Here is a 16,484-nt window from a genome sequence, read left to right as displayed (position 1 = left end):
TTACCCAAGGTTTTTCCTATTGTCGGAATTCCACCAATATGACATCCTCCCCGATCATTTTAATCTTATTCCACGGGATGATGACTTCCTCTTCTTTATTCAAAAAGGATAGCATTTTTCCTGTTCCCACCGTGATGCTGTCAATTTTTCCGGTATGAAGGTTAATATCGATATCCTCTACATTTCCGAGCCTTTTTCCATCAAGAGTATTCACAATATCCTTCACTTGAAAATCTGATATTTTAATCATGCTCATCCCATCCTATTCCCATAAAGAGATTTAGGACAGTATATGCCATTAGGGCAGTTTACAGAACCTCATGCTTTGACAAGGGCTTACCTATTCTATATTCCCCAGCCTGGCTGCTTGAAAACAACTTGCCTGTATATAAAATGGCTTGGTTAATTGATAGTCGTATACCGCCCATCACGTATCAGGCAGTTGACCTCTGGGGGAATTAACGCACAGGGGAGACTGAGCAGATGCCTGGGAACACCTCAAAGAGGCTCCCCGCCCCTTGTTTTCCTGCCGACTGCAGCGAAAATCAACACATAAGCGTAACAAGCCCATAAAAAAAGGAAGGGAGCAAACGCTCTCTTCCATTAAATAATGATGAGAATTATCCATATTGTCCGCCAATATAAAAGAACGAGGTATTAGCTGCTTGTCCCATCCTTTTTTGGCCTTCGGCAATAGGGCATTATATATTTTTATTCATTTGTCGAATGGCTGCCTTTTCAAGTCTTGACACTTGCGCTTGAGAGATTCCAATTTCCTCTGCCACTTCCATTTGAGTTTTCCCTTGGAAGAAACGCTTTTTCAGTATCATTTTTTCTCGTTCATTCAACCGTCTCATACCATCCTTTAGAGCAATTTCATTGATCCAAGTATTGTCCTTGCTTTTCTCATCACTCAGCTGATCCATCACATAAATAGGGTCTCCCCCATCATTGTAGATAGGCTCAAACAGGGATACAGGATCTTGAATAGCATCAAGGGCAAAGACAATTTCCTCATACGTAACATTCAGTTCTTTGGCGATTTCCTCTGAAGTTGGTTCTCTAGACGTTTCACTCGTCAATCTTTCCCTTACTTGAAGAGCCTTGTAAGCAATATCCCGGAGTGATCTGGAAACCCTGATAGGATTATTATCGCGTAAATACCTGCGAATCTCTCCAATAATCATCGGTACAGCATACGTTGAGAATTTAACATTCTGGCTTAAATCGAAGTTATCAATGGACTTCATCAGCCCGATGCAGCCGACCTGAAATAGATCATCGACGAATTCACCGCGGTTATTGAAACGCTGAATAACACTTAGAACTAGTCTCAGGTTTCCATTAACGAGCTTTTCTCTGGCGCTTCTCTCACCAGCCTGCATCTCCTTAAACAATTCCCGCATTTCTTCATTTTTCAATACTGGTAATTTGGATGTATCCACACCGCATATCTCTACTTTGTTTCGAGTCAATCCATTCCCTCCTAGCAGGAACTGATATACAAAGTAAAGTATCTCCCTGAGGAGAAATTATATTCATATAAAAAATGAAGAAACGGTATGTGATGCTTCTGCAGGCTCATGAATACTGGCACAAACGGAAAAAGACAATGGCAAACTTTTTCTTCTCTTTTCAGCGAGTCTGTTTAATTGCCTGAGGCAAAAAAATAAAATGGTTTGATTAAACCATTTTATTAAACTCTTTGCGAAGGCGCTTAATGATTCTCTTTTCTAGTCTTGAAATATACGATTGTGAAATCCCAAGCAGATCTGCCACATCCTTTTGCGTTTTTTCTTCTCCGCCGACGAGTCCGAATCTTAGCTCCATAATTTGTTTCTCCCGGTCATTCAATTGATCGAGCGCTTTCGATAAGAGCTTCTTGTCAATAGAGGATTCCAGATTTTTTGTGATGATATCATCATCTGTCCCAAGAACATCTGAAAGCAGCAATTCATTTCCATCCCAATCAATGTTCAACGGTTCATCAAAAGAGACCTCCGAGCGTGTTTTGCTGTTGCGGCGTAAGTACATTAAAATCTCATTCTCTATGCAGCGTGATGCATATGTTGCCAGTTTGATTTTCTTTTCCGGATTAAAGGTGTTTACTGCCTTAATCAGCCCAATCGTTCCAATACTGATGAGATCCTCAATATTTATGCCTGTGTTCTCAAATTTCCTCGCTATGTAAACGACCAGTCTTAGATTTCGTTCAATCAGTATCGCTCTTGCCGTTTCATCCCCTTTTGGGAGTTTATGAATGAGAATCTCTTCCTCTTCCTTACTGAGCGGAGGAGGCAGCGCCTCACTTCCTCCAATATAATAGACCTCTTTTGACTTGATTCTTAACTTCACCAGAATTTTTGTCCAATAGTATGATATCTTGAATCGGATATTTTTCATTTACAGGACCGCCCTTTCCCCTTTTTTGGCATCCTTATGAGGCATGGACCGTCGTTGCTTCCGGCACAAGCTTCGGATGTATAATGGCGTCAAAATTTCCATCAGATGACAACTGCTGCTTCGTAAAAGAAATCACACATTTGGAGGCTTCCTTGTATTCACCTGAAACTTCAATATAGAGTGCATCCGGCTTAAATCCTATTAGGAGCTGGTTATCCTCGCCGACAACCCTACAAGGGATGATTCTCATTTTCCCCTGCCACCCATCAGGAAGTTCCTTGCTTTCCATGCTCATGTTCTCTACGCCCTTTTCAATCACCGCTACGACTTCTTTTGGAAGAAGCTTTTCTTTCCCGTGGATTGAAATGATGCAAACCGGACTGCCGGTAAGAGGGTCCATCAGTTGATTCCCTGTATCCACAAGCCCCTTCGCCTCAAAGGTCAGGCCGTTTAATGCAATACGCAGCAGGACGGATTGTTTATCACTCCAATTGGCAAGCTCAAGCACTTGGATATGCTTCTTCGTAAAGTGCCAGGCAAGCGGGAATCCAATGATGACAAATATCCAGCTGACAGGATCACCAAAGCTTCCAGATCCGCTCGCGAATCCATTAAGATAGCCTGCCGCCTTAAAATTGAAAAAATAATAGCATCCTAGCAGAATACCGCCTGACATGAAAGTCACGGCATATAAGGTCAACAACCGCTTCAAAAAGATACCTGGCGCCCGGAATCCAAAAGAGACAAGAACCATAACGAATGAAAATGAGCCCTTCAGCCATATTTGATCTGCTAAATACGCATAAGGTGTGATATACAGCCATATAATCATGGAACCTGCCAATCCTCCGCCAAAGATCCTCATCCAGTTAACCTTTTCTCTCAAAAGCAAAGCTGACCAAACGAGGAGCAGAGAATCAAAGACAACATTCAGGAGCCAGATGGCATCAATATAGATTTCCATGCACCCATCCCCCATAAGCGTAATGCAGAATATACTAGAAATTATACAGCCCCTCCTCCTAAAAGGTTGTCACTTTCTGTAAAGAGGACAGGCTCTTTTTATTTGTAATTTCAACGGTATTTGTCGAGGAGGATGAGAAATGTCACAAAGTAAAAAAAGACTGCTCCACATTGTCATTTAATAGACAACATGAAGCAGCCTTCTTCAGCTGCATCTATTTACTTATCTGCGGCGGTTGCGGTTTCTCAAGAATGTTGGAATGTCTAAAGCCTCATCCTGATTACCTTGGTTTGACGTTTGATTGCTTCTGCTAGGCTCCTGTGCATACGTTTCTCTCTCTTCCCGTTTCGGCGCTTCTCTCTTCACAGGATTAGGGTTTGCAGCAGGTCTGCTTTGACCAAAATTCGGCCTTGCCGCCGGACGTGCCTGCTCTACCTCACTGAAGCCAGTAGCAATGACTGTCACGACAATTTCATCCTTTAGATTCTCATTAATAACGGAACCAAAGATCATGTTTACTTCCTGGTCGGAGGCTGATGCGACAATGTCTGCTGCTTCCTGTACTTCAAACAAGCTCAAGTTCGTTCCGCCTGTAATGTTCATCAAAACACCCTGAGCACCGTCAATGGATGTTTCAAGAAGCGGACTGGAAATGGCTTTTTTAGCTGCCTCAGCTGCTCGGCTTTCACCAGATGCTACCCCAATACCCATTAAAGCAGATCCTTTATTGGACATGATTGTCTTCACATCGGCAAAGTCCAAGTTGATAAGTCCAGGAACGGCAATCAAGTCAGAGATCCCTTGAACACCTTGTCTAAGGACATTATCTGCCTCACGGAATGCTTCAAGCATCGGTGTGCTCTTATCAACAATCTCAAGTAATCGATCATTCGGGATGACAATCAAGGTATCAACGGATTCCTTCATAGAAGCAATACCGCCTTGGGCCTGTGTGGAACGCTTGCGGCCTTCAAACGTAAACGGTCTTGTTACGACACCGACCGTTAGAGCCCCAAGTTCGCGGGCAATCTGTGCGACAACCGGTGCAGCACCAGTTCCAGTTCCGCCGCCCATCCCAGCTGTGACGAACACCATGTCTGCTCCTTCTAGAGCCTGCTCAATTTGTTCTTTACTTTCTTCAGCTGCTTTTTTTCCGACTTCTGGATTTGCTCCAGCTCCAAGACCGCGTGTCAGCTTTCCGCCGATTTGCATCTTTACTTCTGCCTTAGAGAGGTTAAGCGCTTGAGCATCTGTATTCACGGCAATGAATTCGACCCCTTGCAAGCCGTGTTCAATCATTCGGTTAACGGCATTATTACCGCCGCCACCTACTCCGATTACCTTTATAGTTGCTAACGAATCAATATTTGTATCAAATTCTAGCATGGATAGTCCTCCTATTTTTTCAGTTAAATATATCCGCTATTCAAAAAACACTCCAAAGAATTTCTTCATCTTGTTGCTCATTTTATCTTCTGGGTTTTTCGGTGCTTTTTCTTTTTGTGGCGCTTTTTGAGATGGTCTCTTTTCAGCAGGCTCACTAGCAGCAGCTACCGTATGCGCTCCTAATTGCAGCCCTTGTGATCTCGCTTTTCTGCATGCATATGTAATGAGGCCGACAGAGGTGGTGTATTGCGGCTCCCTTACACCGATATAATTCGGTTCTGCTCCTCGTACACGATTTTGGAAAACATGCTGTGCCAAATCGAGCACTCCCGGTGTTTTGACAACACCGCCAGTCAAGACATAGCCGCCTAAAAGCTCTTTTACTCCCATTTTGGCAATCTCATCTTCTACCATTTCAAAGATTTCAATGAGTCTTGCCTCCATAATATCAGAAACAACGAATTGATTACACTTCTGCATTTTATCGCTGCCAATCACAGGAATAGTGAACATCTCTTCTTCAGCATCATCATCAATGAATGCATGCCCATATCGAATCTTTATCTTCTCCGATTCCTCTGTTGGCGTCTTAAGCACAATGCTGATATCCTTCGTAATGGCATCGCCGCCAAGCGGGATAACAGAAGCCCCTTTCAGCTCGCCATCCTCGAATACAGCGACAGAAGTAGAGCCCCCTCCAATATCAACCAGGGCTATTCCTAGATTTCTTTCATCCTTGGACAAAACTAGTGAACCGGCTGCCATAGGCTGCAAAGCAATATCGGTTATTTCTAAACCTGCCCGTTCAACCGCGCGCAGAGTATTATGTAAAATGGTTCTGAGTCCGGTTATTAAAACACCTTTCATTTCCAAACGAACACCGGTCATACCTTTTGGATCGCTTATATCTTCAATTTCATCAACTTTATAGCTTACTGGAATGCAGTCGATAATTTCTCTGTCAGAAGGAATCGTCACAAGCTCTGCTTGCTCCTTCACTCGAAGCTTATCTGCTTCCGTAATTTCCTTGTTTTCATTTGAGACAGCTACAACCCCATGGCAAGGCTGTAAGCGTACATGATTTGCACTGATGCCAACAATTACGCGCTGTATTGTCATACCTACCATTCTTTCAGCCTGCTCAACTGCTTTTCGAATCGACTTGACCGTTTCATCGATGTCAACGATCTGTCCTTTTTTCAAGCCTTCAGATGCAACATTCCCCACGCCGATAATGTTTAAGGAGTTGTTTTCCATCTCTCCTATAATCACTTTCACAGTGGATGTACCGATGTCCAAACTCACATAATATTCATTGTTGTGCACCCTTTGGCACCTCCTTTTAATATAGCTATTCTCTATTTATTATCAGGTTTATGCCGGACGCTTGTCCCTCTCTAATCTTGGTCTGCGTACAAGACACGGGTGTTGCCGCTTCTGCTTATCTACTCATGTCCTTTATTGATTTACAGATATGATTAGTCAGAAAAGCAAAATGTCTGACATAGCCTATATGTCACATTTTTTGTCTTAAGAATACTATTCGCCAAAAATTTATGATATCCTGTTTTCATTTTGGCATTTACTTGCAATTTATAAGGTATTTGGTTTCAATTTGCACTATTTCACAAAAGTAATTCCATTATGCTAAAAATACCCTTGATAAATACAAGTCTACACTAAGATGAACGCCTAGAAAAGCCATATTTACAGCGAAAATGATATTACAAAAGAATCTTCATTAAAATTTATTTAATTTTATTACTTTTTTTGCATTTTGATGATTTTCCATTGACAAAAGGTCTATCTTCTCGTCTTAAATGTCATAACCAAGACAAATGAACTACAGCTAAAGTCCTAGGGAGATTTAAGAGAAAAACGGAGTTCATCTTACCCTTCTTCTTCTTCAGATGCTCCCTCTTCTTCTATATCGGTATCATATGCTCTAAAATAAGAGCCTACCTCCAAATCAATGACACCTCTATCCTCTTCACCAAGCTGACTGATAATGGCAGGATAGTGAACCATTTTTTTGGCGAGCGTTTCTCCGCTCGCTGTTACTTCATAGCCGTCATTCATGTAGAGGATAATTCTATAAGGATCTGTTTCACGCGGACTATAATGAACCTCGGAGATAGAATTCATGATTTCCGGTGAAAGATTATCCAGCTGTTCGATCACTTTTTGAAGCGCCTTTCCCTCCTTAAAGGAGACAAGCAGCGGACCAGAATCCGGAATAGACTCTACTTTTTTCTTTAAGATTGTCCCGTTCGTTAAAACTGGATAATAATCCTTGCCTTTTTGTACATATGCGCTGTAATCATATTCATTCACCGTGATGACAATAGTATTAGGAAGCTGCCTCGACACCTCGGCGGAATTAACCTCTTGATTCTTCTCAATAGCGGTAACGGCTGCCTCTTTTTTCACTTCCCAGAAGTTTTCATTTAATTGGATGCCGCTCGCCTCAACAATTTCCTTATCGGTCAAATATGAATTACCTTCAACCTTTATAGCTTTAATTCTGCTTAATGGCGATTGAAAATAGATAATGCTGAATATGAGCAAAAAGAAAATGGTCAATAAGGTAATCAATCTTCTATTCGCTTTCTTCTTCCGCATTTGCTTTAATTTTGGAATTCTATCTTCTATAGATACAATATTTTTTTCCAACCCATACACCTCTACTTCATCACGTGTTAATACCTGCTCAGCCTAAAGAAGTAATAACCGGCCTATTAAACTCTGCTGAAACACTCAAGAATCCAAGCGGCAACAATAGCACTGATGAAATTGTACACCCATGGTTGGTATATTTTCTTTATCAAATTACCCATTTCCCCTGTAAAAGGTCAAGTGGTTCTTGGTTATTATCTGTCCTGTTGCGGCAGTTTGCTGAGATGAACACCCATGAAAAAGCATGGAGCGAACATTTCAGCCAAATACTTCTATTATTCTTTTGCCTTTATAAAGACCAAAAGAAAAGGCACAAATGATGCCTAATTATGAGAAAATTATAACATATCGCACTCTATATTTTTCTATTTTTTTTATTTCATGCACAAATGATTTTCAGGGGCTGAAATACAGCTTAGCAAGCTGGTGATTCCGGGTTGTTTAACAACCTTAAAAGGGAATTTTGTTCCATTATGGAAAAGAAAAGGATGAATGCAGATACTGCCAAATTGGCGATTCTTACACCCAACCTTTTCCCGGTTCCATCCTCATCGGTTTCAGCTTAAAGCCTCATTTCTGCAAATCTTTAATGATTTGAAGCAGACGTTCAGCTGAATCCGGCATGCCTTTTCGCTTGGCAGCCTCTTTCATCATTGTATTCTTATCTTCATCAAGCATGATGTCATCAATGGTCTTGAGCAAGGTGTTTCCATTCAGCTCATTTTCTTTGATCATCATCGCGGCTCCGTCAGCAACAAGTGCCTGCGCATTCTTCTCTTGATGGTTATTGGTGACATATGGGCTCGGAATAAGGATACTGGCAATACCAAGGGCCGTCAGCTCTGCAATGGTTGTTGCTCCAGCTCTGGAAACGACCAGATCAACCGCCGGCAGGATTTCCGGCATATTATGGATGAACGGTTTCACAATAATATTCGGCGGTGTACCTACAAGATCCAACTCATCCTTCACAGATTGATAATGAACCTCACCCGTTATATAAATCACCTGATATGGTTTATCCTTCAAGGCTTCAATATTCTTTAAGACAGCTTCATTTATCGCCTTCGCACCGCGGCTGCCGCCAAAGATCAGCACAACTGGTTTCGTTGGATCGACACCGAGAGATTCAATTTCTTTCGATCCAATATGAGAGACAACCTCTGATCCGCGGGGATTACCTGTTAAGATGACTTTATCTTTTGGGAAGAATTGAGCAGATTCCTCGAAACTGATGGCAACCTTGCTCACATAGCGGCTCAAGAATTTATTGGTTAAACCAGGCACACTGTTTTGTTCATGGATAATGGTAGGGACTTTCAAGCGGGAGGCTGCATAGACTACAGGACCACACACATAACCGCCTGTTCCAATTACGACATCAGGCTTGTATTCCTTTAAGAGCTTCTTGCTCTTCGAAACACCTGTGAGGAATCTCGTGATGGTCTTAATATTCTCAAAGCTTAGGGAGCGTTTGAACCCTGTAATCTCGATTGCTTCAAATGGAATTCCTTCTCTTCTGACCAAATCACTTTCCAACCCTTTTTCAGTACCTATGTATAAAAAGCTTGCTTCTGGATTTAATTTCTTAATTTCTCTCGCCAAGGCAAGTGCCGGATAAATATGTCCTCCGGTGCCACCGCCGCTTAATACAATTTTCATTTATATTCACCTTTCAATGCTAATATAGCAACTCTACTGTTTACCCATATTCTACTACACTATAAACGTCGTTTACATAGTATCTTTTACATATTATTCATCTTTACACCAACTGCTAATCAGAGCCCATCTAACCTGATGACATATGAATGGCATCTGGCTGCAAGTGTAGACAAAATATAAAATAACATAAAAAAAGGGACTTATCCAAGCAGTCCCCTTAATAATTTGAATATCGGCTGATATTTAAAAGCACCCCTACCGCCATCAGCATTAAAGTGAGAGAAGAGCCTCCATAGCTGAGAAATGGCAAAGTGATTCCCGTTACCGGCATCAGGCCAGTCACCACCCCGATATTGATCATAACTTGAATCGCAATCATCACAATGATTCCAACCGCAAGGAAGGTACCGAACAAATCAGGGGCACCAAGGGCAATCCGTATCCCTCTCCAAAGGAGCAGCGCAAACAGGAAGATGACTAGTGACCCTCCAATAAAACCAAGCTCCTCAGACAGAATCGCGAAGATAAAATCCGTTTGCGGCTCAGGCAAGTAGAAGAACTTCTGCCGGCTTTGCCCAAGACCAAGCCCGAACAAACCGCCCGGTCCAATAGCATACAGTGACTGGATGATTTGAAAGCCGCTTCCGAGCGGATCCTGCCATGGATCAAGAAATGAGGTAATCCGCTGCATCCGGTACGGGGCTGAAACCACCAGCCCGATAAAGCCTATGACCCCAATCATCGCAAGGCCGGCAAAATGGCTGATTCTTGCTCCAGCGATAAAAATCATCGCTATGCATGTCCCTACCATTACGGTTCCTGTCCCAAGGTCAGGCTGAAGCATAATGAGTGCAAAGGCAATGAACACAAGACCGAGCGATGGAACAAGTCCATTTTTGAAGGAGGTTATGTATTTTTGCCGCTCCGACAGAAACTTAGACAGGAACACAATCATCGCCAGCTTCATGAACTCTGATGGCTGGATGGAAAAGGCTCCTACCCCAATCCAGCTCCTTGAGCCATTCCGAACCGTCCCTATCCCCGGAATCAGTACTACTAAAAGCAAGATGAAACAGAGAATGATGATTGGCTTGGCCCATCTGCGCCAATTCCAATAATCGATATTCATTATGACAAACATTGCAGCAATTCCCACACCCGCAAATAACAGCTGCCTCTTCGCAAAGAAGAAGGTATCGTCAAATTTATACGTCGCCCATATAGCACTGGCACTGTAAACCATGATTAGACCAATTGACAATAAGCTCAGCATGGCGATGATTAGGATAAAATCAGGTGTCGTTTTCTTAGCAGGCACTTGGCATGCACCTCACGCATTCTAAATTAGGGATGAACCGGCTAGTAACAAAAAGAGACGATTATTCCTCGTAATCGTCTCTTTTTCTGCATTCGCAAGCAAAGAACATACATCCTTGCTTTGGAACAAGCCCCTATTTTAGCTTATGCACGGCATCCATAAACATGTCACCGCGGACCTCAAAAGTTTTGTATTGGTCCCAGCTTGCGCATGCAGGAGAAAGCAAAATAGTATCCCCGCTCTCGGATAGCTCGTATGCTTCACGAGCGGCTATTCCTACATTATCGACATGTTTAATGATGGATATTCCTGCTTTTTTCGCTGTATCTGTAAGTTTTCCCGCTGTTTCGCCAAAGACGACCATTGCTTTCACATTCTGAAGCAATGGGATAAGCTCATCAAATCCATTTCCACGGTCAAGACCTCCAGCAAGAAGGATCAGCGGACCGTCAAAGGATGAGATGGCTGCACTGGCAGCAAGGATATTAGTTGCTTTAGAATCATTGTAAAATCTGCGTCCATTCAGCTCGCGGACAAATTGAGTACGGTGCTTAACACCCTCAAAGGTCGTCAAAACCTTCCTAATAGCTTCATTGGTTACACCGTATAATTTAACTGCTGCGACAGCGGATAATATATTCTCAAGATTATGCCTTCCTGGAAGAACAATGTCTACGATCGGCATAATCTGTTCCTCACGGAAGCATATGTACCCATTTTCTGCATAGGCACCGTCTCTTTGAATCGTGTCCGTGCTAAATGGCATGGAAACAGCAGAAGACCCCTGAGAAACAGCCGTTGTCACCTCTTGGTCAGCATTATAGATAAAGTAATCTTCATTTGTTTGGTTAGCGGTTATACGCGCCTTTGCATTTCCGTATTCTTCCTTTGAACCATGATAATCCAAATGGGCATCATACAGATTTAAGAATACGGCTATATGAGGACGGAATTCCTGAATCCCCATCAATTGGAAGGAGGATAATTCGATAACGATCACATTGTCTTTTGTCGCTTCTTGAGCCACTCCGCTCGCTACTGTCCCGATATTTCCGGCGATCAGTGGATTTTTGCCGCCCTCTTTCAGCATTTCATAAATCAACGTGGTTGTCGTCGTCTTGCCGTTTGTTCCCGTAATACCGATAAACGGCGCCTCTGAAATCTTATAGGCAAGCTCAACCTCCGTGATAACCGGTATGTTTTTCTCCATGGCAGCTTGAATCATTGGATTCGTGTAAGGGATACCTGGATTTTTGACAATCAGCTCAAATCCGTCATCTAACAGCTCAATTGGATGTGAGCCGCAGATTACCTTAATCCCCTCCTCCAAAAGACCCTGTGCCTCCGGATTCTCGTCAAACGGCTTAAAATCATTTACCGTAACAAATGCACCGAGCTTGTGCAGCAAGGTTGCTGCACTCACTCCGCTTTTAGCTAAACCTAATACCAATACTTTCTTGCGAAGATAGTCATTAATAGGTTTCATTTTATAACCACACCTCTATATAAATTCCAAGAATGGATAACAACAGGCCAACAGACCAGAACGTGACAACAACACGCCACTCTGACCAGCCGCTTAATTCATAATGGTGATGCAGCGGACTCATCTTAAAGATCCGTTTACCGGTCGTTTTAAAGGAAGCCACCTGCAAAATGACGGATAATGTTTCAATAACAAACACGCCGCCGATAATGACGAGCAATAATTCAAGCTTTAATAAAATAGCCACAGTTGCAAGGGCCCCACCAAGAGCAAGGGAACCAGTATCCCCCATAAACACCTTCGCGGGGTGGGCATTAAACACAAGGAAACCTAATACCGCTCCGACAACTGCCACACAGAAAAGGGCAACCTCATAGTTTTGCTGGTTCCACGCAAGTACCGCAAAAGCACCGAATGCAATGGCTGAAGTACCAGAAACCAGTCCATCCAATCCATCTGTCAAATTGACTGCATTTGAGAACCCAACAAGCCAAAAGATGACAATAAATACATAGAACCAACCAAAATCAAGCTCATAATTGGTAAATGGAATCTCAATGGCCGTAGACATATTGCTTTGGCGGCAAATGAGATAAAAAATAACCGAGATCACAACCTGGCCCAAGAACTTTTGTTTGGATGTTAAACCAAGATTACGCTTCATGGCAATCTTGATAAAATCATCTAAAAAGCCCAGAAGACCGAAGCCAATCGTCACAAATAACAGCAAATAGGTTTCTTCACTTACATTTGTGAATTTCCCTGTCATAACCAAGGTTGTCACAAGAATAGCAAGAAGGAAGACAACGCCTCCCATCGTCGGTGTACCCGTTTTCTTCTGATGTGATTTAGGCCCTTCTTCCCTTATGCTTTGCCCAAATTTGAGCCTCCTAAGAAACGGGATAAATATAGGAGAGAGCAGAACCGTAATTAAAAATGATACGAGTATCGTAAAAAATAAAACTTGTTCAAGCATTGTCTTAAACCCTCTCTTCTTTCTGCTGACTATTCAATTTTTCTTGGATCGCTTCCATCGCGACCTCTCTGTCATCAAAGTGGATGACTTCCTTGCCGATAATTTGATAATCCTCATGCCCTTTGCCGGCAATCAAGATGACATCCTTTGGCTGAGCCTGCCGGATTGCTTCATAAATGGCTTCCTTCCGGTCAGTAATTCTCTCGTAGCTCATGCCGGGCACGCCATCTGTCATATCATCAAGAATGGCCTCTGGGTCTTCGCTGCGCGGATTATCAGATGTAAAGATTGGGTTCGTGCTATATTCACAGGCCACCTGAGCCATGAGAGGACGCTTCGTCTTATCTCTGTCTCCCCCGCATCCAACAATGGCATAGACCTTATTCTCTGCAAATTCATTAATGGTTTTCAAGGCATTCTCAAGACTGTCTGGTGTATGGGAATAATCAACGAGCACGGTGAAATCCTGTCCGCCGTATACTCTTTCAAATCTTCCTGAAACACCCTTGATTTCCTTGAGAGACTGAATAATCTCATGAAGCGGTATATTTGATACTAATCCGACAGCAATGGCTGCAAGACAGTTATAAATATTAAATTTCCCAACCAGCGGCAGAGTGACCTCTACGCTCTCATTAGGCGTTATCAGCTTAAAGGACGACCCTTGAGCGGTAATCCGGATATTCTCCGCTTTAATATCTGCTGCTTGGTGAATCCCATATGTAACGACATTCGCAGAAGTTGCCTTTTCATACATAAGGGATGCCTGATCATCGGCATTCAATATGGCGTATTTCGGTTTTCCGTCTGTATAGGTATTACCTAAACGAGAGAAGAGGAGGCCTTTCGCATACTGGTAGTTCTCCATCGTCCCATGGTAATCCAAATGATCCTGGGTCAGATTTGAAAATACAGCGATATCATAATCACACCCAAAGACACGGCCCATATCAAGGGCATGAGAGGAGACCTCCATGACCGCTGTCTCGACACTTGCTTCCACCATCTGATGGAAGGTCTTTTGGAGTGTAAGACTATCAGGAGTTGTATTTTTTGTTTCAAAAATTTCTTTACCTATCTTTGTATACATGGTTCCAATTAACCCGGTCGTTTGGTTCTTATCGTTGAACAGCTTCTCAATAAGATGACTGATTGTTGTTTTGCCATTCGTACCGGTAATCCCTATTAAGGTTAGCTTTTGTGTAGGATGCCCGTAAAACTGATCCGCTACTTGCGCCATAACCTTAGACGTATTCTTTACAATCACAACGGGAACATCCACATTCAGCGGCTTCTCGGAAATGATTGCTGCGGCCCCATTCTTAACGGCATCGGGTGCCAGGTCATGCCCATCAACGGTATACCCTTTAATACAGATGAACAAGCTGCCTTCTTTCACTTTACGGTGATCATTTTCAACAGATGACAGGAGGGGGTTCCCTTCACCCTGTTTCTGCTTAAACGGTATTATACTGATTAAATCATCGAGTCTCATAAAACAGGTTCCTTTCTTTTTAAAGCAATCTTCCTTATTGTATCGTAATTTAATGCTATAAGAAATAAGAAAGTATATATTCAAGCTTTAAAAAATTGACAGCTTGCCGTGCAGAAAAAAATGGCGGCCGATAAAATCAGCCGCCAAAGCTCAGAATCTCTGTCACTCATCCTCATCCAGATAAATGCGGATGGTTGAACCCTCCTTTAACTTAACACCTGGTTTTGGCGACTGCTGGACTATCCGGCTCCCCTTGCCGGAAGTGACGATTTTAAACCTTGAATATTGCTCACTTAGATCCCTTAATGTCAGCCCGACTAAATCAGGTACCTCCTCCTCCACGGGATCAAGATATGTTTTTTCCTTTTCCACCTGATCTTTCCTCGGCTTGATGCCAAGGGCCGGCAAGCTATCCTTCATGATTCTGCCTACAATCGGCGCGGCAACGACACCGCCGAATTGTACGGTCCCTTTTGGATTATCGATTGCAATGTAGACAACAATTTGAGGATCATCCGCTGGAGCGAAGCCGATAAAGGAAACGATGAAATTGTTTTCTAGATAGCGGCCGTTTTGTGCTTTCTGGGCAGTCCCTGTCTTACCGCCCACACGATAGCCATCCACAAACGCACCCTTCCCGGACCCCTTTGCCACAACCGTCTCAAGAGCTCTCCTTATTTCCTTCGATGTCTCCTTTGAAATAACCTGCCTTTTCGCCTTCGGACTCTTTTTCATGATGGTTTCTCCTGTCGCGGGATCCTTTATTTCCTTTGCGATATAGGGAGTATATAATGTCCCGCCGTTCACGGCAGCCGATACAGCCATCACCTGCTGAATTGGTGTTACAGAGACACCTTGGCCAAATGCCGTCGTTGCCTGCTCAACTGGACCGACCCTGTCCACATTAAAGAGAATCCCTTTTCCCTCCCCTTGTAAGTCAATTCCCGTTTTCTCCCCAAATCCGAAATCATGTATATAATTAAAAAGCTTATCTTTTCCAAGTCTCTCCCCAAGCTCAACAAAACCAGGGTTGCATGAATTCTGAACTACCTCTAGAAAACTCTCTGAACCATGTCCGCCCCTTTTCCAGCACCTAAGATTGGCTCCGCCTACCTTGACATATCCACCATCATAGAATCGGTCATTTTGAAGGTCCACCTTCTTCTCTTCAAGCGCAGCAGCAAGCGTAATGATCTTAAAGGTTGAACCAGGCTCATACGTACTCCAGACAGGCAGGTTCCGATTGTAAATTTCCGGTGCGACATTGCGGAAATTAGCCGGGTCAAACGTCGGCCTGCTGGACATGGCCAGAATCTCTCCTGTGTTCGGGTTGACGGCAACACCGACAATTCCATCAGGGTTATAGGTTTCCTGAGCAATATCCATCTCTCTTTCAATAATGGTTTGGATGCGGTTGTCCACCGTCAGGGTTAAGTCATACCCGTTCAGCGGAGATTTATAGTCATCCGCCATATTCTCCATCCGCTTGCCCTTAGCATCCGCATAAAATTTCACATACCCTTTGTTCCCCTTTAATTCATCTTCATAGGCAAGCTCAAGGCCCATAAGCCCCTGATTATCGATTCCGGCAAATCCGAGAACATGGGCAAGCGCCGAGCCTTTCGGATAATAGCGAATCGAATCCTCGGCAATATATACACCAGAGAGGTCCAGGTTGCGAACAGCCTTCGCTTTGCCATGACTGATTTTCCTTCCTTCAGGAATCTTGACGATTGAGGTGTTCGTAGTGATTAACTTATACGCCTTTTCCGTCTGCATATTCAACACGGCTGCAAGCTGCTTAGCTGTTTCTGCCGGGTCCTTTACCTGCCTCGGCACTACCCATACGGTCGGGGCCGATTTATTCGTCGCATACACCACACCGTTTCGGTCCTTAATTTCTCCTCTTTTCGGCTCAAACGGGATGTTACGACTCCACGAATCCTTTGCGAGGTCCGTCAAGTAATTCCCCATATAAATCTGTACATATCCAAGCCGCAGGTCAATGACTAAGAAGACGCCTAACCCAATTAACAAAGCCGCAATCAATCGTTTGCGAACCGTATGATTTGATGCCCTCACTATTTATCCCTCCAATACAAGCACATTCCACTT

Annotated in this window: 13 protein-coding genes and 1 pseudogene; all 14 read right to left on the bottom strand. The window is 43.3% G+C overall.

Translation table 11 applies throughout. The features are described from left to right. Nucleotides 1-16 precede the first annotated feature (16 nt). The 14 genes and pseudogenes from ACY8DX_RS07130 to ACY8DX_RS07065 all read right to left on the bottom strand — a co-directional run bounded on the left by ACY8DX_RS07130 (nt 17) and on the right by ACY8DX_RS07065 (nt 16,451). Nucleotides 17-250 carry a YlmC/YmxH family sporulation protein gene (locus ACY8DX_RS07130; RefSeq protein WP_049671502.1) on the bottom strand — a complete coding sequence of 78 codons (234 nt, stop codon included), beginning with the start codon at nt 248-250 and terminating at the stop codon, nt 17-19. Between the two features lie 451 nt (nt 251-701). Next, nucleotides 702-1,475: an RNA polymerase sporulation sigma factor SigG gene (sigG, locus tag ACY8DX_RS07125; protein WP_049671503.1), complete on the bottom strand. Its 774-nt coding sequence runs from the start codon at nt 1,473-1,475 to the stop codon at nt 702-704. Between the two features lie 208 nt (nt 1,476-1,683). Continuing rightward, a complete protein-coding gene (gene sigE / locus ACY8DX_RS07120; RefSeq protein WP_049671504.1) occupies nt 1,684-2,403 on the bottom strand; it encodes an RNA polymerase sporulation sigma factor SigE in 720 nt (239 codons plus the stop codon). A gap of 34 nt (nt 2,404-2,437) precedes the next feature. Then, nucleotides 2,438-3,367, bottom strand: a complete 930-nt coding sequence (gene spoIIGA, locus ACY8DX_RS07115; protein WP_049671505.1) for a sigma-E processing peptidase SpoIIGA — start codon at nt 3,365-3,367, stop codon at nt 2,438-2,440. Between the two features lie 222 nt (nt 3,368-3,589). Further along, the gene (gene ftsZ / locus ACY8DX_RS07110; RefSeq protein WP_049671506.1) at nt 3,590-4,753 is read right to left on the bottom strand and encodes a cell division protein FtsZ; all 1,164 of its coding nucleotides are present in this window, start codon (nt 4,751-4,753) and stop codon (nt 3,590-3,592) included. 36 nt (nt 4,754-4,789) lie between these two features. Next, complete coding sequence (gene ftsA, locus ACY8DX_RS07105) at nt 4,790-6,079, bottom strand: cell division protein FtsA (RefSeq protein WP_439803409.1); 1,290 nt, start codon at nt 6,077-6,079, stop codon at nt 4,790-4,792. Between the two features lie 325 nt (nt 6,080-6,404). Then, nucleotides 6,405-6,488 (bottom strand): annotated as a pseudogene (locus ACY8DX_RS07100) (small basic protein); the annotation flags it as partial. 155 nt (nt 6,489-6,643) lie between these two features. After that, complete coding sequence (locus ACY8DX_RS07095) at nt 6,644-7,435, bottom strand: cell division protein FtsQ/DivIB (RefSeq protein WP_231589529.1); 792 nt, start codon at nt 7,433-7,435, stop codon at nt 6,644-6,646. 564 nt (nt 7,436-7,999) lie between these two features. Next, complete coding sequence (murG, locus tag ACY8DX_RS07090; protein ID WP_049671509.1) at nt 8,000-9,091, bottom strand: undecaprenyldiphospho-muramoylpentapeptide beta-N-acetylglucosaminyltransferase; 1,092 nt, start codon at nt 9,089-9,091, stop codon at nt 8,000-8,002. A gap of 220 nt (nt 9,092-9,311) precedes the next feature. Continuing rightward, nucleotides 9,312-10,412, bottom strand: a complete 1,101-nt coding sequence (gene spoVE / locus ACY8DX_RS07085; protein ID WP_439803410.1) for a stage V sporulation protein E — start codon at nt 10,410-10,412, stop codon at nt 9,312-9,314. Between the two features lie 133 nt (nt 10,413-10,545). Further along, nucleotides 10,546-11,898, bottom strand: coding sequence for a UDP-N-acetylmuramoyl-L-alanine--D-glutamate ligase (murD, locus tag ACY8DX_RS07080; RefSeq protein WP_462406452.1), 1,353 nt, complete (start codon nt 11,896-11,898; stop codon nt 10,546-10,548). Between the two features lies 1 nt (nt 11,899). Then, nucleotides 11,900-12,874: a phospho-N-acetylmuramoyl-pentapeptide-transferase gene (gene mraY, locus ACY8DX_RS07075; RefSeq protein WP_462406451.1), complete on the bottom strand. Its 975-nt coding sequence runs from the start codon at nt 12,872-12,874 to the stop codon at nt 11,900-11,902. A 4-nt stretch (nt 12,875-12,878) separates the two neighbouring features. Then, a complete protein-coding gene (locus tag ACY8DX_RS07070) occupies nt 12,879-14,369 on the bottom strand; it encodes a UDP-N-acetylmuramoyl-L-alanyl-D-glutamate--2,6-diaminopimelate ligase (protein ID WP_462406450.1) in 1,491 nt (496 codons plus the stop codon). A gap of 162 nt (nt 14,370-14,531) precedes the next feature. Next, nucleotides 14,532-16,451 (bottom strand): stage V sporulation protein D, encoded by a 1,920-nt coding sequence (locus tag ACY8DX_RS07065; protein WP_049671514.1) that lies wholly within the window; start codon nt 16,449-16,451, stop codon nt 14,532-14,534. Nucleotides 16,452-16,484 lie beyond the last annotated feature (33 nt).

The organism is Gracilibacillus sp. Marseille-QA3620, assembly GCF_054950035.1.
The sequence above is the reverse complement of the archived record's forward strand: the minus strand, read 5'-3'. Positions and strand labels throughout refer to the sequence as shown.

Coding starts and splice junctions, on each gene's coding strand:
- ACY8DX_RS07130 (WP_049671502.1), bottom strand. CDS start 250: ATGATTAAAATATCAGATTTTCAAGTGAAGGATATTGTGAATACTCTT.
- sigE (WP_049671504.1), bottom strand. CDS start 2,403: ATGAAAAATATCCGATTCAAGATATCATACTATTGGACAAAAATTCTG.
- spoIIGA (WP_049671505.1), bottom strand. CDS start 3,367: ATGGAAATCTATATTGATGCCATCTGGCTCCTGAATGTTGTCTTTGAT.
- ftsZ (WP_049671506.1), bottom strand. CDS start 4,753: ATGCTAGAATTTGATACAAATATTGATTCGTTAGCAACTATAAAGGTA.
- murG (WP_049671509.1), bottom strand. CDS start 9,091: ATGAAAATTGTATTAAGCGGCGGTGGCACCGGAGGACATATTTATCCG.
- murD (WP_462406452.1), bottom strand. CDS start 11,898: ATGAAACCTATTAATGACTATCTTCGCAAGAAAGTATTGGTATTAGGT.
- mraY (WP_462406451.1), bottom strand. CDS start 12,874: ATGCTTGAACAAGTTTTATTTTTTACGATACTCGTATCATTTTTAATT.
- ACY8DX_RS07070 (WP_462406450.1), bottom strand. CDS start 14,369: ATGAGACTCGATGATTTAATCAGTATAATACCGTTTAAGCAGAAACAG.